This is a genomic window from Copranaerobaculum intestinale, from assembly GCF_009831105.1.
GTDB lineage: Bacteria > Bacillota_I > Bacilli_A > Erysipelotrichales > Erysipelotrichaceae > Copranaerobaculum > Copranaerobaculum intestinale.
The window spans coordinates 224,935-244,858 of sequence record NZ_WUUQ01000001.1 but is presented as its reverse complement, the minus strand read 5'-3'; the positions used below and the strand labels follow the sequence as shown (position 1 = coordinate 244,858).

Below are 19,924 nucleotides of genomic sequence, written 5' to 3'. Positions count from 1 at the left end.
TATGTATATAAAAGGAGGAAATAAATATGACTTTAGTTGATACAATCCGCCGAGTTCCTTCGGTTGTAGAAAAAGTGATCGGTGAAAGAGAAGCGCTTACCAAAGCGATGTTTGATTATCTGGGTGACCGCATCAATACGATTGATGAAATTGTATTGGTTGGTTCCGGTACCAGCAACACCTGTTCTTTGACTTCTCAGGAATTTGTGGAAAAGGCAAGCGGTCTGCGCACTCAGGTTGTACTGCCGAATCCATTTTTAAATAAAAGCGTGTATAATCCGAATGCTTTATACATCTTTACGTCACAGAGCGGAACCAGTACGTTGACGCAGGAAGCACAGATCAAAATGAAAAATGCCGGTTATGCGACTGTCGCATTGAGCGAATCCCATGATTCGCCGCTGGCTAAAGAAAGCGGAACACATGTTTTGATGGAAACGGATAACGAAGAATACGGATGCCGTACGATCGGTTATTGTCTGTCTGCTTTTACCCAGATGATCATTGCGATGGAAATCGGACGCAAACGCGGAGTCTTACATGACACAGATTATGATGCATATCTGAAACAGGCTTCTGCCGCAGCGGCACACCACGCTCAGCTATGTGATGAAACCTTAACTTGGTTCGATCGTAATAAATGGAAATTGATGAATAAGGACAGCTTCATTATGTACGGCGCCGGTTCTTTATACGGTGTTGCCGTAGAAGGCGCTTTAAAAGCTCTGGAAATTGCGAAGCGTTATATCTGCATCGGGTATGAGATGGATGATGGCATGCACGGTCCGACAATGGGATTCACAAATCGCCATGCGGTGATTATCTTGAACGACGGACGTAATGTAAACATTGCCAACGGTCTTGCGAAATACGTGAAAAACGAAGTCAGTGATGCTTTTGTTATTGGTCAGAACACACTGGATGACCGTGATCTGGCATTTGATCCGGTTGGCGGCCCATTTGAATTTCTGGAATATGCACCGGTGCTGGAAATTCTGGCATATCGTTTGGCGGTTGACTATGGTGTAGAAGTTCTGCCTTGGGGCGAGGGCGGCCCGCTTCCGGAAGGAAAATACTTCAATACACATGATGAAGAATAAGTAAAAAAAGCATGGTGAGCGATCACTATGCTTTTCAAAAGTAAGGAGGATGGGATATGAATAAAAAGCGTTTTTATCGGCATATGATGATTCTGGCAATTCCGATAGCTTTGCAGAATCTGATAACTGTGGGTGTCAGTATGGCGGATACGCTGATGCTGGGCTCACTGGGAGAAGTGCCGTTGTCTGCATCCTCGCTTGCGAATCAGCTGTTTTTCATTTTTACGCTGGTGATTTATGGCACGGCCGGCGGAACCAATGTATTAGTAGCACAGTTTTGGGGAAAACAAGATGTACCCTCCATTAAAAAAGTGCTCGGATATTCCTATCGGGTCATGGCAGCGTTTGCTTTTGTCATCGTTATTTTGGCAGCGGTGTTTCCGCAGTATGTCATGGCGGTCTTTACGACTGATCCGGAAGTTATCGAACAGGGTATCGCCTATCTGCACATTGCTTCCATATCGTTTATCTTTTTTGGCATCACGACGATTACGACCAGAGTGCTCTGTGCGGTACAGACGGTAAATATTTCTTTGGGGGCTTCCATAGTATCCCTGATTACCAATGTGTTTTTCAACTGGGTATTTATCTTCGGCAATCTGGGTGCTCCGGCGCTTGGGGTAGCGGGGGCGGCGATCGCAACGACGATTGCCCGTTTTGTCGAATGTGTCATCGTTCTGTATTACGTGCGCTTTAAGGAGACAAAGCTGCATCTTCGGCTGCGTGATCTGCGTCATCTGGATAAGGAAATCCGTCCTGCCTTTATCAAAAACAGCACCCCGGTTATCTGTAATGAGCTGCTTTGGTCAACCGGCACGTCACTTTTAAGTGTTATTATCGGACGCATGGGAACATCCTTTGTTGCGGCGTACAGCATCTATAATGTCATTTCACAGCTGTCAAGCGTCATGTCACAGGGGGTTGCTTCTTCAGCTGCGACCATTGTCGGCAATACCATCGGAGCCAAGGATTATGAACATATGCCGTTTATTACCTGGCATTTGCAGAAAGCATCAATGGTCGTGGGGATCGGAGCCTTTCTCTTCGTGCTGCTGATTCGTCCCACGATGCCGTTCTTCTATCATTTAGGTTCTGAAAGCATGGGATATCTGATGCAGATCCTATTGATTGGGGCGGTCATGGAAGGACTGCGGCCGATGGCTTTTGTCAATATGGTCGGTATTCTGCGGGGCGGCGGCGATGCGAAATTTGTTTTGGTCAATGATATTATCTTTCTGTGGACAATCTGTCTGCCGCTAGGCTTTGTCAGCGGTCTGATCTGGAAATGGCCGGTACCGATCGTATTTACGATCCTGCGTTTTGACGATATGATCAAGCTTGTGACCAGTACGATCCGAATCAAAGCAAATCACTGGATCAAAAATGTTACCGAAATCGGTCCTGAAAAAAAAGAGGCGATACAATGAAAGAAATCAGACATATCATAAAAAATAAAATGGGGCTTCATATTCGGCCGGCTTCTCATTTAGCAGCGTTGGTGAGAGAATATCATTCTACGGTCATGCTGTATTATAAAGAACACATCGTACGAGCCAACCGCATTGTGGAAATCATGCACCTGAATATTCCCTGCGGTGCGGATATCAAGCTGGTGATTGAGGGAAAGGATGAAGCGGAAGCCTATCAGGCCTTATCACGTTTCTGTATAAAGGAGCTGTGAATATGTATCAAATGGTAGTATGGGATTGCGATGGTACGCTTGTGAATGCATCACGGATGATTGACTGTCTGTATGAGGGATACCATCGAATGTATCCGGATCGTCCTCATAAGCCGCGCTCGGAATTTGTGTGCTGTTATTATTTCACGGATCGGGAAACCCGTGATTATCTGAATATTGCCCCGTCGGAAGAAGAAACCTTTCATCACATCTGCTTCGGAGAAAACAGCGAGGCGATGGACAGTGTTCAGGCATTCGACCACATCGTTGAAGTAATTTTGAAACTCAAGGAACTGGGAATCCGCCAAGGCGTGAATACCTCCCGTAATCATTTGATGTGGAATGAAGCGATCAAACAGTTGGGTAAGGAGGCGCATGAAGCGCTGGATACGGTCGTGACGCAGGAAGAGATCAAGCATCCCAAACCGGCTCCGGATTCTTTAGAATATCTCATGGATATAACCGGTCTGGCCGCGGAAGACATTCTGTTTATCGGAGATTCTATCAATGATGCGCTATGTGCCGAAAGTGTCCATGTGCCGTTCGCCTATGCCAAATGGGGAGAAGTGCTCCCGCAGCATATCCCTTGCCGCTATGTACTTCAAAACCCGCTGGAAATTTTGCAGATTATTAAAAATTAACCCTTTACAAGCTTACTATTTTGTATTAATATGAGCATTGACAAACAGGAGATGAGCCTGTTTTACATCGGAGGTATGGATTACCGGATAAGATGGTTAACAACGTTAATCGCTTATCCGGTTTTCTTTGTTTAAGGAGGAGATTATATGAAAAAATCCGTAAATAATCTGGCAGAGGGAAATTTGTATCGCTCGCTGATAGCATTTGCAGTTCCCTTTTTAATTGCGAATTTTATTCAAATCTTATATGGAGCAGTTGATCTGGCAATCGTGGGGAGATTCACCAATGATGTAAGTGTTGCGGCAGTATCGGTCGGTTCGCAGGTAACTGCTCTTCTGGTATCACTGATCACCGGACTGACGATGGGTTCCACTGTTTTGGTTGCGCAATATATCGGCGCCGGCAAGGAGCAGGATGTCAAAGAAACGGTAGCGACGACCTTTACGCTGTTCATATTGGCCGCGGTTGTGTTTACGATCATTATGTTTTTATTTACCCCGCAAATACTGGAATTGATTCAGACCCCCGGCCCGGCAATGGCAGATGCCAAAAATTATGTCTATATCTGTTCCGCAGGCATCTTTTTTATCTTTGGATATAATGCAGTCAGCGCGGTGCTGCGAGGTATGGGAGACGCAAACAGTCCGGTGCTTTTTATCGGTATCGCCTGTATATCCAATATAGTGCTTGATCTGCTGCTGGTCGGAGGCATGGGCATGGGAGCGGCCGGAGCGGCTTTCGCAACAATGCTTTCACAGGGTATCAGTTTGGTTTTATCAATAGCCTATCTGCGCTCGAAAGAATTTGTCTTCGATTTCCGTCTGCGCAGCTTTGTGATTCAGAAGGAAAAGGCAGTCAAGCTGATTAAGATTGGAATACCGGTATCGCTGCAAGAAACAATTTCTGCTGTTTCCTTCTTATTCATAGCGGCGATCGTCAATACCTTCGGTGTTACCGCGGCAGCGGCAGTCGGCATCTGTACAAAATTTGAAGGATTTGCGATGCTTCCCAGTACGGCGATGGCCGGAGCGATTTCCACGGTTGCGGCACAGAATATCGGAGCCGGAAAACCACAGCGGGCAAAACGAGCGATGTGGATCAGTATCGGATTTGCACTTGGTGCGTCCTTTGTCTTCTTTGTCTGGGGCCGTATGGCGCCGGATACGATCATGCGGATTTTTACCGACAGTAAATCGGTGATTACAGCGGGCAGTCAATACCTGCACTGGTTCAGTGTTGACTTTTTACTGGTAGCGTTCGGCTTTACGATGAATGGCTTCTTCAACGGCTGCGGAAGAACTTTCTTCGCCATGGTCAATGGCATTGCGGCATCCATTTTTATCCGCATACCGCTGACCTATCTCTTTGCGCATCTGATGGAAGGTGATCTTACCGGAATCGGCGCTGCTATTCCGATGGCTACCGCTGTTTCGGTCATTGCCGGTTTGATCTATCTGCGTATGGGCCGCTGGAAACGCCAGCTTATCTAGGTGAAAGGCTCATGCGCACCACTTACAAAGGAAGCTCTGCTGATAATTTGCAGGGCTTTTTTTGCTGAATGTGAAAATGAAACGATGTTGTTGTAAGACTTATTATTTGTTTAGTAAAGCAGAAATTAACCGGAAGCATTGAGTTTGACGAAGACGGAGAAAAGGAATACTATATAAATGTAATAAAAATAATTACAGTTAAGAGGTGATGTGTTCAATGTCAAGCGATTTTATGATTGCTATTCACGCGTTGGCGTATTTGAAGATTCATGAGCGACAGGTATCCAGTGAAGAGCTGGCGCAGAATATGTGTGTGAATCCGGTACGGGTGAGAAAGGTCATGGCAGCGCTCAATAAGGCGGAAATAATCTCTACACGGAAAGGAATCGACGGCGGCTACAGCTTTTCCCTTCCGGATGAGAAAATTACGCTGGCAATGATCTATGATGCTTTACCGATTCAAATGTTCAATACTTCGTGGCGAAGCGGTGATGTGAATATGAATTGTATGATCAGCAGCGGCATGTCTCAACTGATGGACGGCGTATATGCCGATATGGAGAAAAGCTGTCGAGCAACCCTTACAACGATGACCCTGCATGATGTGGTTGATCAGCTGGAGGCAATCCGAGAAAGCAGGAAGCATGAGCATGAATAAATCAACTTACTGCCAAGTAAAAAGCGGTGATTCCTTTGAAATGACGCGAAATCGTTTAAAAACAGAAATCATGAAACGTGATATTACGATCTTTGCGGAATTTGATCATCATCAAAATGCTTTGGAAGCAGGATTGGATTTGCCAAAATCCACCGTACTCGTTTTTGGTTCTCCCCAAGCCGGTACTCAGCTAATGCTTGAAAATCCGGCAATTGCACTGGAACTGCCGCTGCGAATTGCCGTGTGGGAGGATCGTGAGAAAGCTGTTTGGATTGGCTATAACGATCCAATAAAAGCAGCAGAGCCATATGGCTTATCAAATCATAGCGTTACGATAGCTATGCAAAAGAGCCTGGCGGACATTGTGCATCATGCAGTAAATACAAAAGAGGTGAATACTATGCTGGAAGAGGGCACTGAGGTTTATTTTTTGGTCAGCGGCTATGTACTAAAGGGTAAGGTCATTGATCTTCATAAGACTAAGGATTCCTATACCTTTAGTATCGAAGGCTATGGCGGATGCGGTGGAAATCATATTTTGAGCGGTGATCAGCTTCACCGCCGGATTTTCCTAAGTGAAGCAGAAGCGCAGCAATATAAAGATATCGAGCAGATGTATCTTGAAGGACACTGCTGAAAATCAGACAAGGAGGAAATGATATGAGTTTGATTACGGTAACAAAAGACAATGTGAATGAGGTAACAGAAAGTGCTGCAGTTGTTGTAGAATTCTGGGCGCCTTGGTGCGGATATTGTAAGCGTTTGGCGCCGGTCTTGAAACAGCTGGCACAGACCTATGAAAAGGATTTGGATATTTTACAGGTAAATATTGATGATTTTGAAGCACTGGCGGAAGAATATGGTATTGAAACGATACCGACGCTCGTTGTGATGAGACAAGGAAAGGCCGGAAAGCTGCTGATTGCTCCACAGGCAAAAACGTTGATCATTGACTGGCTGAAAGAAGAAAACCTGCTTTAAGAAGGGAGTTCAGACATGAACACATATGATGTAATTATTATCGGCGGCGGTCCGGCAGGCTACAGCGCGGCGCTGTATGCGGCACGTAATGCTCGTTCCGTGCTGATCATTGAGAAATTATCAGCGGGCGGTCAGATGGCGACCACCGGCATAGTGGAAAACTATCCGGGATTTGATGATGGAATTGACGGCTTTGATCTGGCGGAAAAAATGCAGGCCGGTGCTGAAAAATTCGGTGCAGAAACCGTTTATGACACGGTGGAGGCGGTAGATTTAAAAGCGGAACCAAAACAGGTGAAAACAAGTGAAAGTACCTATTATGGAGAAACGATCGTCATTGCGACGGGAGCACATCCTCGGGAATTGGGCGTTGCGAATGAAGCCAGCTATCGCGGTCGGGGCATTGCATATTGTGCAACCTGCGATGGAATGCTATATAAAGGTAAGGATGTTGTGATTGTCGGCGGCGGAAACAGCGCGGTCGCGGACGCCTTGTTTTTATCGAAGATCTGTCATTCGGTTACATTGATTCATCGCCGCCATGAGCTGCGCGCTTCCCGCATTTATGAAAAACAGCTATATGAAAGCAATATTTCATTCATTTGGGACAGCAAAATTTCAGAAATCATTGCGGATAAGAAGGTTACCGGGATAAAAGTAAAAAATTTGCTAACTGATGAAGTTCAGGAAATTGCTTGTGACGGTGTGTTTGTAGCGATTGGCAGAGTACCGGATACGGAGCTGTTTAAAACACAGCTGACACTTGATAAGAGTGGTTATATCATTGCCGATGAATCTACCCGCACCAATATTGAAGGAGTATTTGCGATCGGCGATGTTCGGACAAAAGCACTTCGTCAAATCGTAACAGCGGCGAGTGATGGTGCAGTCTGCACCAAATATATTGAAGATTATTTTATCAATAAGGAAAGTTAATTAGAACATAGGATGAGAAAACCAAACTCTCGATCGCTGACAAGCATTACATACTATATAAGAAAGCGAGGGAATCATCATGTTAGATGATCTTCTGAAATTTTATACCGAGCGCTTTGACTTTCTGTACCCTTTAATATGTGAACATCTTCAGATTTCGGTTATTGCGATTATCATCGCAACATTGATCGGGGTATCCCTCGGAATTTTTATTCATGAGAAAAAACGGCTGTCACCAATCATTTTGGGAATCGTGAGTTTTTTGTATACGATTCCCTCTATTTCAATGCTGGGTTTTCTTATCCCGCTCAGCGGAATTGGAAATAAAAGTGCAATTATTGCTCTTAGTATTTATGCATTGCTTCCCATTATCCGAAGCACCTATACCGGCTTGGAAAATGTTGATAAGGATGTTATAGAAGCAGCCCGCGGAATGGGCAGCACCAACCGGCAGATCCTAACCAGAATCAAGCTGCCGTTAGCTATGCCGGTGATCATGTCCGGATTCAAAAATATGACGGTTATGACCATAGCATTAGCAGGAATTGCCTCTTTTATCGGGGCTGGCGGTCTTGGGGTCGTGATTTATCGCGGAATTACAACCAACAACATCACCATGACTGTGGCCGGAAGTCTCGCGGTGGCATTGTTGGCCTTTTTGGCTGATATTTTAATCGGGCTGTTGGAACGGTATATGATGAATCGGCGAGCTAATGCGAAGCGTAAGCGGGCGGTACTAACTGCTGTCGCTGCGGTCTTTTTACTGTTTTCGACAAGTCTGTTTTACACTCCTTCACATAAAAAAACTGTCCATATCGCGACCAAACCGATGACCGAGGAATTTATCATCGGTGAAATGATGAAGCTGCTGATTGAGGACCGCACCGATATTGAAGTGGTTATGACCAAGGGTGTGGGGGGCGGCACCAGTAATATCCATCCGGCAATGGTAAAGGGAGACTTTGATATCTATCCGGAATATACAGGTACTTCCTGGAGCTTTGTATTAAAAGAAAAAACCATCCCCAATGATCAGACGCTGTATCAAAAGCTGAAAAAGAAATATCCAAAAGCATATCAGCTGGAATGGTTGGGACTCTATGGTTTCAACAATACATATGGACTGGCAGTCTCAAAAGAGCTTGCGGAAAAGTATCAGTTAAAAACCTATTCCGATCTTGCGACAGTATCCGATAAGCTATCCTTTGGCGGTGAATATGATTTCTATGAGCGGGATGACGGCTATGATGCTATGGTAAAAGCAAACGATTTTCACTTTCAAAAAACATCGGACTTGGATATTGGACTGAAATATGATGCCCTGAAGAAGGGAGAGGTTGATGTTATCATAGCGTTTACCACAGATGGTCATTTAAGTGATCCCAATGTGGTATTGCTGAAGGATGACCATCATTTTTTCCAATCATACTATGCTGGTACGGTTATCCGCAGTGAAACCATGAAAAAATATCCGGAGCTGAAACGTGTGCTGAAACTGCTTGACGGGATTATCAGCGAATCGGAAATGGCAGAGATGAATCATCAAGTGGAAAGTGAGAAGAAGGATGAAAGGGATGTAGCGCAAACCTTCCTGATTCAAAAAGGACTGCTGGAGGTGAATGACCATGAGTGAGATCATACTGGAACATATACAAAAGCAATATGACGGGAAGCCGGTATTGAATGACCTCTCGCTGACGATTCGATCCTGTGAGCGGGTAAGCGTCATTGGCGGCAGCGGCAGCGGTAAAACCACGATGCTGAAGCTGATCAACGGATTGATCGTGCCGGATCGAGGCCGCGTTTACATCGATCAGGAGGATATTCAAACCAAGGATATGAATAAGCTAAGGCAAAGCATCGGCTATGTGATTCAAAGTATTGGTCTGTTTCCGCATATGAATATCTATGATAATATTTCCTATGTCCTGCGTTTGCGCGGATATGAATCTGATATCATCAGGCAGCGGGTGCATGAACTGGTGAAGATCGTACATTTGGATGCGGCCATGCTGAAACGCTTTCCGGATGAGCTCAGCGGCGGTCAGAAACAGCGGGTAGGTATCGCCAGAGCACTGGCTAGCGATCCGGGCGTTGTTTTGATGGATGAAGCGTTTGGCGCAGTTGATGAGATTACTCGTCACTCACTTCAGGAAGAATTGCTTCGCATACACAGCGAAGCTCCGTTCACTATGCTGTTTGTCACCCATGATATTCGCGAGGCGCTTTATCTTGGGGAACGGGTGATCGTTATGCGGGACGGCGGAATCGATCAATTCGATACGCCGCAGCAGATCAAGGCGGCTCCGGCAACACCCTTTGTCCGTCAGCTGTTATCGTATTTATAAAAATCCAATTATTTTCAGCTCGCAAGGCGTTATGAAGATTCCAATAGTCAATGGGCACTATATTATATAGAAAGAATATGAAAAAGCGAATGGAAAAAGGCAGGCAGTCATGATTTTTATGCCTGTCTTTCTTTGTGCAGATAAAAATTTATTTTGTTCATGCACATACCGCTTTTTGTTTATGGAATACAAATAGAGAACGGTGTGGAAATTACAATCATAAAAAAATCTGCGTTCAGAATTTGATGATTGCACCGAAAAAGAAAGTGACAGAAGATGACAAAAGCCATGTGTATTTTCAAAAGTAAAACCGTTCTGTTTCACAAGCACAGCAGAAAAAAAGATAAGGTTATTTTATCAGGTATTTATGAATATTGATCGTAAATAAGAAAGACAACCTCATGCAGTATATGTGAAATATAAGATTATTTTAACAAGCTTTAAAATGGTATAAATAGGGAGTTATTAACATACGATTGTAAGAAAATCCTTGAATTAAAGGGTTTTTGTGAAAGGGCATTCATTCATGTTCAAGTATAATGTGTGGGAATGTGGGTAAAATCAGAATAACTGCATGTGAAAAAATAAAAAATTGGACAAGCAGGACAAAGTATGCTAGAATAGCGATTGCTTTGGAAAAAGGAGGAAAATAAATGAACTTAAAACGAAGATTCTTCGCTTTATTCATGACTGTTTTCGCTTTGAACGGCTGTATCTCCGCACGGGAGATGGAAGTCAGCACAGCTTCTGCCGTTCGTAAACCGAACCAAAACATCATCGACCGGGTGGCGCTCACAACAACTGTTGAGAATGTCGTTATGTCAAATAACGACGCGCAGCCGGGTCTGATATTAGACACAACGACTACAGAGGGCGGTCTCGCTTGGGTGATCACGCAGGTAAGCGCTGGTACACCCGGTAAAATAGAACAGGCATATCGGGTTACGAAGGATGCCTTGGGAAAAGAAATTTCACGAGTGCCGATTCCCGGCGCGAAGAAAGTTATTCCCAGTCAGGATGCGGTACTGCGTTATGGCGGTACGATTCGTGCCGGCAACTATTTCTATGCCAAAACTACGATGTATGGTGTAGACTGTGTTGGATGCAGCGGTCAATTCACCGGACGGGGCAATACCGGTACCGGTATTCAGTTGGACGCATCAAGAGGTGTCATGCAGCCAGATGGTTCATGGAAGCAAGGCATCACCTACAACGGCTACTACATCGTGGCAGCTGATAAAAATATTCCGATCGGAACAGTATTGAAAATTACTGATCACGGATATAGCGGCTGGGGCATTACTCCCGGTCAGCCGTTTTACGCGATGGTTTTGGATCGCGGCGGCGGTATTTCCGGCAATCACCTTGATTTATATGCCGGCAGTGAAAAAAGTCTGATGCTGAGCATCGACAATAGTGTGCATCATCCCAAGGCGGAAATTGTTTCAGTTGGGAACTGATGAAAAAGCGAAAATCAAAAGCTGACAGAATTTAGAGGTCAGTATGAGTACATTATCTGATGTGCTCTTTTTTTTCATCTTCATCGGTGGTATGCTTACTAAAACGATGAATTATTGTTGATGTCAAATACATTTGATAGCGAAAATTAACTGCGTCCTTTACGATATGGACAGGAGGTGCACCATGGAACTAAATACGCAAATTAAAAAGTATCGTACGGATATGAATTTATCCCAGGAGGAGCTGGCGGATAAAATCTTTGTTACCAGACAGACCATATCCAATTGGGAAAATAACAAGAACTATCCGGATATACACAGTCTGCTGCTGATGAGCTCACTATTTGGTGTTACTCTGGATCAATTGATCAAAGGAGACTTGGATAAGATGAGACAAGAAATTCAAATGAAAGAGATCCAAAAAATGAATCGTGATTCATGGATATTTTCCTGCCTGCTGATACTGACGATCATCAGTATCGCTCCGCTGTTTTATTTTTTTGGGACGTATGGGCTGCTTGGCATTACAGTGTTATTTTTGGTTACACTGTTTTATGCGGGACGGGTCGAGAAGCTGAAAAAAGAAAATGATATTCAAACCTATCAGGAGATTCTTGCTTTTATGAACGGCAAGCATTTAGACGAAATCACAAAGCAGCGGGAAGTGGGCAAACGTCCCTATCAGAAATTTTTATTGGCTGCCGGGTGCGGTGTTATCACCTTTTTGGTATGTATGGCGCTGATGCAGCTGCTTACGATGCTGAATGGATAGGCCGCAGCTCCTGCGGCTTTTCTTTTTCTCTGCAGATGTGATAAAATAAGCTGGTAGGTGACGGCATGAAGATAAAAGAAGTATTGGTCGTGGAGGGCAAACACGACAGTGATACATTGAAAAAATATTTTGATTGTGACACGATTGAAACAAACGGCACACATGTAGGACGTGAAGTGCTGAAGCTCATCGAGCAGGCACAGAAAACCCGCGGTGTGATTGTCTTTACCGATCCGGATGCTCCCGGTGAACAAATACGGAATAACATCAATCAAGCAATCCCCGGCTGTTATAATGCTTTTATCGAACGGAAGAAAGCACGTACTGCCAAGAAGGTTGGCATCGAACACGCCAGCCGCGAGGATCTCATAGAAGCGCTGGCACACCTGATGCATTATCAGGAACTGGATATGGAAACATTTACTATGTCAGATATGATGGAACTCGGTTTCATTGGGAAACATGACAGCGCTGAACGGCGGGCCAAGGTGGCGCAATGGCTCTATTTGGGAAAACCCAATGCCAAAACGCTGAAGAAACGTCTGAATATGCTTCAGCTCACCAGAGCGGATGTAGAAAATTATTTAAAGGAGCATGCATGAAAAAAGTAATTGCAACCCCCAGCAGAACGAAAGAGATACTGGAAACCTATCAGCTGTTCGCAAAGAAAAACTACGGACAGAATTTTTTGGTAGAACCGGGCATCGTTGAAAAAATAGCTCGTTTGGCAGTAATATCCGATCACTGTGCGGTCTTTGAAATCGGGCCGGGAATCGGAGCACTGACCCAATTTCTTGCGGAATACGCGAAAGAAGTAACGGCATTTGAAATTGACGATCGGTTGATACCGGTTTTAGCAGATACGCTTCAAGATCAAAAAAACGTTACCGTGATTCACGGTGATTTTTTGGAACAGGATATCAGCATGCTGATGCAGGCAAAGCAGCGGCAAGGACTGGATGTTGTGGTAGCGGCGAATCTGCCGTACTATATCACGACACCGATCCTGTTTAAGCTGTTTGAAAGTCCGGTGGCATTTCAGGCAATCACCGTGATGATGCAGAAGGAGGTCGCAGATCGTTTTGCGGCCGTTCCCAGTACCAAGGAATACAACGCGTTGTCGGTGCTGACGCAGTATCGCTGTCATGTTAAGCAGCTTATGAAAATACCGACCGAGGTGTTCCAGCCGCGGCCAGCGGTTGAGAGTGCAGTGGTGCAGTTTACGTTCAAGCCGCAGCGAGAGCTGCAGGCAGGAGCGGAGCCGCAGTTTTATGAAATGGTCAAAGCCTGCTTTAAACAGCGGCGCAAAACAATTTTAAATAACTATGGAGAATATTGCGGAGATAAACAGTTGGCCAGAGATATTTTGGCCGCAGCTGATATTGATGCCGGTATACGCGCTGAAGCTTTGACACTTGATCGGTATTTAACACTGTTTTCCGTCCAACAGGAAAGAGGTTTATCAAAATGATCGTTGAAGCCAATGCGAAAATCAATCTATGTCTGAATGTGATCGGCCGCCGAGCGGATGGTTATCATGATCTTGATATGATCATGGTTCCGTTGAAGCTGGCCGATCAAGTAGAGATAACTTTAGCACAGGAAGACCGTTTAAGCAGTGATGACCGTAACATGCCGTTAGACAATACGAATACAATCTTGAAGGCAATTCAAAAAATGCGAAGCGTATACGGCTTTACGCAGCGCTTCCATGTTCATGTCCAAAAGCGTATTCCCATGGAAGCGGGGCTGGCCGGAGGAAGCAGTGATGCGGCTGCCGTAATCCGCGGCATAAATAAATTGCTGGAACTGAACCTTCCGTTGCAGGAATTATTGCCAATCGGAAAAGCGGTAGGAGCGGATGTTCCCTTCTGTATCATGAACTGTCCTGCCCGTGTGCAGGGCATTGGGGAACGGGTGGAACCGATTTTGACAAATCTCGATTTTTCGGTTCTGCTGGTAAAACCATCGGTAGGAATTTCTACAAAAGAAGCGTATCAGACGCTTGATTTCACCAGATGTGCACATCCGGCTTGTGATCGTACCGCGGCCGCATTGAAGAAATCCGATTTTTCTGCTTTATGTGATTCGATCGGCAATACCCTTGAATCAAGCGCATTCACGTTAGCTCCTAAAGTGTGTGAACTGAAACAGCGTATTCTTCAGGCCGGATTTGAAGGGGTTCTGATGTCGGGAAGCGGATCAACTGTATTCGCAATTACCCGAAATGAAAAGCTGCTTAAAGAACAGGCAGCGTTACTGAAACAAGACTATCCATTTGTCGAAATTACGGAAATGAAAAAAACCGATTGTGAGATCTTATTATGATCTGATGATCGGCTTTTCTATTTTCTGATGTTAATTAGAGCTATTATTGGTAAGTCTTTTTATTAACTATGGATATATTTTTTGCATATGCTTTAGATCATCCATACCCTAAAGAACCTTGTGGATTACTTCAACCGTATCCTTTACCATCTGAACAGTATAGAAACTGATAAATGGAAAGAGCTGGAAAATGAGAGGAAACGATATATAACGACTTGCCGGTGGTATTTGAACGTGGTATAGTTGGATTAATATTAAAGGAGGAATTATGGAAAAGTTAAAGTTGACGTTTCATGGTAAATCTTTTACCGCCGCATTACTGGAAAAAGAAGCTCCTAAAATGGTGCAGGCGCTGCGTGAGGTCTGTCCGTTCAAAACACGAATTGCTTATGCGAAAATCTGTGAGAATGAAATATTTTTCCAGGCGCCGATTGCCCGCTATGAAGTGGAGAATCCGGTCTATTCCGTTAAGGGACATATTGCTTATTATGCACCGAAGCAAACCATCTGTATTTGGTATGGGGATACGCCGTCATTAGGTGACTGCGATTTATTTGCCCTGCTGGATGAGGATCAGATTCCCGCTTTCAAGGAAGAATCGGATAAGGTTTGGGATCAGGCCGGTGATATCATGCTGGTTGAGATCGTAGAGGAGGATGCATAATGGAAAAGTACCTTCAGGAAGTATCTGCGTATTTGGATACGCTGTGGATCGATATGCCGTCAGACATCGAAGAAATCCGCAAGCGCAACCGTATAGACGGTTTGAATTACGGTGTTGTTACTATGGCTTACTGTGACATGGAGGCAGCTGATGCATCACTGTACCAGCTGATATGCATGGTGATTGAAAGAAAAGGCGATCTGGAAACCATTAAAATGATGGCAAAGAATGTCGTTGACTGGAATGCCGGCGGTATGTCCAGCAGTTATGATATGGCAAAGGGCTGCGAATTGCTGAAAGCTGCCGATAAGCATATTGACGCATGCCAGGACTTTGCGTCGTTGGAAACACTGCTGCGGCTGCTGCATCGTTTCTTTATCCATATGACCTACTGGATCGATCTGATTCTGCCATGGGCAAAATTATCTTCAGTGTATGATGAATCCACATCAAAATTAACGTTTTAGAGGGGATGTTATCCCCTTTTTTTGTATCAGTCATATCAATTGGCATACACTAGTCGGTGTGATATGGTATAGAAAAGGAGCTGATCATATGGCAAAAGCAGTAAAGATGATGGTGCTGGATGGATGCCCGCACTGCCGCAATGCATTTCGCATGATAGAAGAGCTGAAGCAGGAGCATCCGGAGTATCAAAACGTAGACATTGAAGTGATTGAGGAGCAGCGTGAAGAAGAAAAAACCAGAGGTTATGATTACTGGTATGTACCGACATTCTTTGTTGACGATGTGAAAATTCATGAGGGTGTGCCTACGAAGGATAAAGTAGAAGCGGTATTTAAAGAAGCAATCCAATAGAACTGTGGTTTCTGCACAGTTTTTTTATATATGCGAACGCAGAAGGACATATCTACGAACAGTTTTAGTAAAAAATAATAAAATATAAAAGAAACGGGATAAAACCTTTTTTACACAAGCAATTTTTGATAAAATAGGTATGGAGGTATTTTTCATGAAATCAGCTATTATTCTGGCGGCCGGAAAAGGTACCCGGATGAAATCAGACTTGAATAAAGTCATGCATCCGGTTATGAACAAACCGATGATCGGCCATATTGTAACGAATCTGAAAAAAGCCGGCGTTGAAAAAATTGTCGTAGTAGTAGGACATGACGCAGACAGTGTTAAAGACTATTTAAAAGATGAAGTTGAATACGCACTTCAGGAACCTCAGTTAGGTACCGGTCATGCGGTAATGCAGGCTTCCGCTTTGGAAGGAATCGGCGGAGATACGCTGGTACTGAACGGAGACGGACCGCTGATTCAGCCGGAAACCATTCAGGAAGCGTTTGCCGCTAACCGTGAAAATGGAATGGTGGTATTAACTTCCATATTGGATGACGGTGCCCGTTATGGACGTATCATCCGTGATGATAAAAACCATGTTGTGAAAATTGTAGAAGCGAAAGACTGTACGGAAGAAGAACAGAAAATTTGTGAAATCAACACCGGATTATTCTGTTTCAACAACCAGCTGCTCTTTGAAAGTTTAAAAGAAATCAAAAATGATAATGCCCAAAATGAGTATTACCTCACTGATCTGGTTGCGATCTTCAACCGGAAACAGGTACCGGTCACCGGATTGGTCGTTAAAGATCCTGATGAATGTATGGGATGCAATGATCGCGTTGACCTGGCCAAAGCCCAGAATTGGCTGAAGCATAAGATTAATGAAATGCATATGCGAAACGGTGTTACCATCATCGATCCTGATCATACGTATATCGATGCAGATGTAGAGATCGGTAATGATACGGTTATTTATCCGAATGTGTATATCGAAGGAGCTACAAAAATCGGCAGTCATGTGACGATTTTACCCAATTCCTTCCTTCGCAATGCAGTGATTCATGATGATGTTACCATTGATTCATCAAAAGTCGTAGAAAGCAGTGTAGGAAAGGGTACTACGGTTGGACCGATGAGCCATCTGCGCAATCAAACGGAAATCGGTGAAAACTGCCGAATCGGAAACTTTGTTGAATTTAAAAACAGCCGCTTTGGAGATGGCAGCAAGTGTGCCCACCTTACCTATATCGGTGACAGTGATTTTGGCAAGAAAATCAACGTCGGCTGCGGTGTCGTTACGGTTAACTATGATGGCAAGCATAAATTCCGTACTGTGGTCGGGGACGGCGCATTCATCGGAAGCAACGTTAATTTGATCGCACCGGTTACAATTGGTGAAAATGCCTTGCTGGCAGCTGGCTCTACGATCACCGACAGTGTAGAAGCCGGCGACATGGGAATCGCCCGCGCTCGACAGACCATTAAATCAGGCTTTGGAACAAAATATAAAAACAAATAGAGGGGTATAAAAAAATGAACGAAAAGACTGTTGTATTTGCACTCACATCCAGTGTTGGACTGGCCAATGAAATTGTTGCACAGCTGGGTATTCCATTAGGCAGCTGTGACGTCCGCCATTTTGCGGATGGTGAAATTATGGTAGAATTAGGTGAATCTGTGCGTGGTAAAAACGTTTACATCGTACAGTCCACCTGTAATCCGGTTTCCAGTAACCTGATGGAAGTATTGATCGCTATTGATGCCTGCAAACGTGCCAGCGCTGCCCACATTGCTGTAGTTATGCCGTATTTCGGCTATGCACGTCAGGATCGTAAAGCAAAGCCGCGGCAGCCGATCACATCCAAATTGGTTGCTGATTTGATTGAAAAAGCCGGCGCTCACCGTATTATCACAATGGAGCTGCACGCCACACAAATTCAGGGATTCTTTAATATTCCGGCAGATGATATCAGTGCGATTGGTATCATCGGCAATTATTTTAAAGCGAAAAACATGGATGATATCGTAGTCGTATCACCGGATCACGGCGGAACGACCCGTGCTCGCCGCATGGCAGAAATGCTTCATGCCCCGATTGCCATTATTGATAAACGCCGTCCAAAACCGAATGTAGCGGAAGCGATGAATCTGATCGGCGATGTTCAGGGCAAAAAAGCAATTTTGATCGATGATATTGTAGACACGGCTGGAACTTTGGTTTCCGGAATTGATATGCTATATGCAAAGGGTGCTACCGAAGTTTACTGCTCTTGTGTACATGGTGTTCTGAGCGGACCGGCTATCGAACGCTTGAAAAATTCTCCGATCAAAGAATTTATCTGTACGAATACCATTCCACAGGATGATAAAAAGGCAGAGCTGCCAAACATGGTAGTGCTGTCAGTAGGTGAAATTCTTGGTCAAATCATCAATCAAATTGAAAATAACCACTCTATTAGTGAAGTGCTTACAAAGTTCAATTAATACATAAAAAAATACGGACCTCGAAATGTCCGTATTTTTTTGTTATGCTTCTTTCTTGATTCGTTCGTCTTTGTATATTTCACTGCCGGGATTGGTTTTCACGGTTTCTACATCGCTGTGATAACGTGTGAATTGTTTCAATGCTTTGGCATCGGTCTTATCTTTCTCATAGATACTCAGCGAATCCACGATCATATCCTTTGATTCATCGGATAGATCCAGCTTGTAGGAAGAGCTGATATTCTCAAGAATAACAGAATAATAGTTCACTTCCTTGCTTGTATCGGAGCTGCGCTCGCGGGTTTCCTTGGTACGGAAAATATAATAGGCAGTACCGCTGTTGTTATAGGATGTATATTTGTAGTAAATGCCAATCAGGGCAGCATCCTCTACCGTAATCGTGTCATAACCGAATAAACCATTGACATTGCTTTGAATATCTTTTTCTAAAAATGCTTTGGCAGCTGCTTCAAATTCATTGGATACTTTTTTAGGAATATCAGCAAAATCACGATATGCGATTTCTAATCCTTTCACTTTAAATTTTTTAGATGTTTTTACCGGATTGATTTTACTGCTCTCTGCAGTTGCCTCGCTATAATTTGCTTTCAGTGTTACTTCCATGCCATTTTCTAAGCGGCCGTCATTATCAATGGTGTAGGACACATTACTCATAAAGGAAGCAATGTTCTCGTTGTTGTGATCATAATCGGGAGAACAGTGAATATTAGCAGAGCCGTTTCCGGATACTCCTTCAAAAGTGACGGCGCAGGCAGAAGTCAGATCAATTTCGGTACGCCGATTGCTTTCATAAACATTCACAATAACGAGCAGCACGATGAAGACGGCGACTGCCGCACCGCCGATGCGAATATTGCGTTTGCCTTTTTCCGTTGCATAATATGCCTTGACCTGATCGACGATTGATTCATGATCAGAAGCTTCCTGATTTTCCTTATCCGATTCTTCCTCGCCGATGCGGCGGTTCTTTTTATAAAAAAGGAAATATGCTGCCGCAATTCCAGCGGCGATTTGAATCAACAGCATGATGCGCAGGATCGAAAATTGTCCTTCGATATCCCCCAACTGCAAAAGCGATGCGAAATCACCGCTTAAACCTGCTTTGATGCTGTGAATGGTGCTGAAACAGATGAGTCCAAATAAACATGCAATACCATTCAACGGTGTCAGAACCTTGATACTGAGGCTTGTATCCTTTTCATAAAAGATACGGAAGGCGTAGCCGGCCGTAGCAGCCAGTACAACAAAGAAATCCAGATAAAAGATATTACAAAAGGTTTTTAAGCTGGATATCAAGCCTCCAATATCTGAAAAGCTGCTGATTGACTCGGTGCTGCTGCCAATGGATGATGACATGATAAACATCATGATTGTGAAGGCAGTACCGATCAATGTCATAATCTGCAGATTTTTGCCTGTCACATATTTTTTTAACGTTTCCATAAATCTCCTTTCTATCCCTATGAATACATTGTATCACACAATTTCACATGATCGCTAACCTTATATGGGTTGAAATGAAAAAAGGACTGGGTTTCAGTCCTTCTCT

22 protein-coding genes are annotated in these 19,924 nt (G+C 44.1%); 21 read left to right on the top strand and 1 reads right to left on the bottom strand.

The window, feature by feature from the left end; translation table 11 throughout:
- Nucleotides 1–26: 26 nt before the first annotated feature.
- The 21 genes from GSF08_RS01220 to GSF08_RS01115 all read left to right on the top strand — a co-directional run bounded on the left by GSF08_RS01220 (nucleotide 27) and on the right by GSF08_RS01115 (nucleotide 18,354).
- Complete coding sequence (locus GSF08_RS01220) at nucleotides 27–1,100, top strand: SIS domain-containing protein (protein ID WP_160624053.1); 1,074 nt, start codon at nucleotides 27–29, stop codon at nucleotides 1,098–1,100.
- Between the two features lie 56 nt (nucleotides 1,101–1,156).
- Nucleotides 1,157–2,527 (top strand): MATE family efflux transporter, encoded by a 1,371-nt coding sequence (locus GSF08_RS01215; RefSeq protein ID WP_160624052.1) that lies wholly within the window; start codon nucleotides 1,157–1,159, stop codon nucleotides 2,525–2,527.
- Nucleotides 2,524–2,781: an HPr family phosphocarrier protein gene (locus GSF08_RS01210; RefSeq protein WP_160624051.1), complete on the top strand. Its 258-nt coding sequence runs from the start codon at nucleotides 2,524–2,526 to the stop codon at nucleotides 2,779–2,781. Before GSF08_RS01215 ends, GSF08_RS01210 begins: the two co-directional genes overlap by 4 nt.
- A 2-nt stretch (nucleotides 2,782–2,783) precedes the next feature.
- Nucleotides 2,784–3,422, top strand: coding sequence for an HAD family hydrolase (locus GSF08_RS01205; protein WP_160624050.1), 639 nt, complete (start codon nucleotides 2,784–2,786; stop codon nucleotides 3,420–3,422).
- A gap of 147 nt (nucleotides 3,423–3,569) precedes the next feature.
- Complete coding sequence (locus GSF08_RS01200; protein ID WP_160624049.1) at nucleotides 3,570–4,913, top strand: MATE family efflux transporter; 1,344 nt, start codon at nucleotides 3,570–3,572, stop codon at nucleotides 4,911–4,913.
- Between the two features lie 217 nt (nucleotides 4,914–5,130).
- Nucleotides 5,131–5,571 (top strand): RrF2 family transcriptional regulator, encoded by a 441-nt coding sequence (locus GSF08_RS01195; protein WP_160624048.1) that lies wholly within the window; start codon nucleotides 5,131–5,133, stop codon nucleotides 5,569–5,571.
- On the top strand, nucleotides 5,564–6,208 hold the full coding sequence (locus GSF08_RS11475; protein WP_249805798.1) for a DUF302 domain-containing protein: 645 nt from the start codon (nucleotides 5,564–5,566) through the stop codon (nucleotides 6,206–6,208). The genes GSF08_RS01195 and GSF08_RS11475 overlap by 8 nt, the downstream gene beginning before the upstream one ends.
- 23 nt (nucleotides 6,209–6,231) lie before the next feature.
- On the top strand, nucleotides 6,232–6,552 hold the full coding sequence (locus GSF08_RS01180) for a thioredoxin family protein (RefSeq protein WP_160624047.1): 321 nt from the start codon (nucleotides 6,232–6,234) through the stop codon (nucleotides 6,550–6,552).
- Between the two features lie 15 nt (nucleotides 6,553–6,567).
- On the top strand, nucleotides 6,568–7,488 hold the full coding sequence (gene trxB, locus GSF08_RS01175) for a thioredoxin-disulfide reductase (protein WP_160624046.1): 921 nt from the start codon (nucleotides 6,568–6,570) through the stop codon (nucleotides 7,486–7,488).
- A 79-nt stretch (nucleotides 7,489–7,567) separates the two neighbouring features.
- On the top strand, nucleotides 7,568–9,121 hold the full coding sequence (locus GSF08_RS01170) for an ABC transporter permease/substrate-binding protein (protein WP_160624045.1): 1,554 nt from the start codon (nucleotides 7,568–7,570) through the stop codon (nucleotides 9,119–9,121).
- Nucleotides 9,114–9,836, top strand: coding sequence for an ATP-binding cassette domain-containing protein (locus GSF08_RS01165; RefSeq protein ID WP_160624044.1), 723 nt, complete (start codon nucleotides 9,114–9,116; stop codon nucleotides 9,834–9,836). The genes GSF08_RS01170 and GSF08_RS01165 overlap by 8 nt, the downstream gene beginning before the upstream one ends.
- Before the next feature lie 653 nt (nucleotides 9,837–10,489).
- Nucleotides 10,490–11,296, top strand: coding sequence for a 3D domain-containing protein (locus GSF08_RS01160; RefSeq protein WP_160624043.1), 807 nt, complete (start codon nucleotides 10,490–10,492; stop codon nucleotides 11,294–11,296).
- Between the two features lie 184 nt (nucleotides 11,297–11,480).
- Complete coding sequence (locus tag GSF08_RS01155; RefSeq protein ID WP_160624042.1) at nucleotides 11,481–12,068, top strand: helix-turn-helix transcriptional regulator; 588 nt, start codon at nucleotides 11,481–11,483, stop codon at nucleotides 12,066–12,068.
- Nucleotides 12,069–12,133: 65 nt separating this feature from the next.
- Complete coding sequence (rnmV, locus tag GSF08_RS01150) at nucleotides 12,134–12,670, top strand: ribonuclease M5 (RefSeq protein WP_160624041.1); 537 nt, start codon at nucleotides 12,134–12,136, stop codon at nucleotides 12,668–12,670.
- A complete protein-coding gene (rsmA, locus tag GSF08_RS01145; protein ID WP_160624040.1) occupies nucleotides 12,667–13,539 on the top strand; it encodes a 16S rRNA (adenine(1518)-N(6)/adenine(1519)-N(6))-dimethyltransferase RsmA in 873 nt (290 codons plus the stop codon). The genes rnmV and rsmA overlap by 4 nt, the downstream gene beginning before the upstream one ends.
- Complete coding sequence (ispE, locus tag GSF08_RS01140) at nucleotides 13,536–14,396, top strand: 4-(cytidine 5'-diphospho)-2-C-methyl-D-erythritol kinase (RefSeq protein ID WP_160624039.1); 861 nt, start codon at nucleotides 13,536–13,538, stop codon at nucleotides 14,394–14,396. The genes rsmA and ispE overlap by 4 nt, the downstream gene beginning before the upstream one ends.
- 268 nt (nucleotides 14,397–14,664) lie before the next feature.
- Complete coding sequence (locus tag GSF08_RS01135) at nucleotides 14,665–15,060, top strand: DUF3830 family protein (protein WP_160624038.1); 396 nt, start codon at nucleotides 14,665–14,667, stop codon at nucleotides 15,058–15,060.
- On the top strand, nucleotides 15,060–15,527 hold the full coding sequence (locus GSF08_RS01130; protein WP_160624037.1) for a hypothetical protein: 468 nt from the start codon (nucleotides 15,060–15,062) through the stop codon (nucleotides 15,525–15,527). The genes GSF08_RS01135 and GSF08_RS01130 overlap by 1 nt, the downstream gene beginning before the upstream one ends.
- An 88-nt stretch (nucleotides 15,528–15,615) precedes the next feature.
- The gene (locus tag GSF08_RS01125) at nucleotides 15,616–15,879 is read left to right on the top strand and encodes a thioredoxin family protein (protein ID WP_160624036.1); all 264 of its coding nucleotides are present in this window, start codon (nucleotides 15,616–15,618) and stop codon (nucleotides 15,877–15,879) included.
- 154 nt (nucleotides 15,880–16,033) lie between these two features.
- Entirely contained in the window at nucleotides 16,034–17,389 is a 1,356-nt protein-coding gene (gene glmU / locus GSF08_RS01120; RefSeq protein ID WP_160624035.1) for a bifunctional UDP-N-acetylglucosamine diphosphorylase/glucosamine-1-phosphate N-acetyltransferase GlmU, read from the top strand.
- 14 nt (nucleotides 17,390–17,403) lie between these two features.
- On the top strand, nucleotides 17,404–18,354 hold the full coding sequence (locus GSF08_RS01115; protein ID WP_160624034.1) for a ribose-phosphate diphosphokinase: 951 nt from the start codon (nucleotides 17,404–17,406) through the stop codon (nucleotides 18,352–18,354).
- A gap of 42 nt (nucleotides 18,355–18,396) precedes the next feature.
- On the opposite strand, the gene GSF08_RS01110 is transcribed toward GSF08_RS01115, so the two are convergent.
- Nucleotides 18,397–19,818, bottom strand: coding sequence for a hypothetical protein (locus GSF08_RS01110; RefSeq protein WP_160624033.1), 1,422 nt, complete (start codon nucleotides 19,816–19,818; stop codon nucleotides 18,397–18,399).
- Between the last annotated feature and the right edge of the window lie 106 nt (nucleotides 19,819–19,924).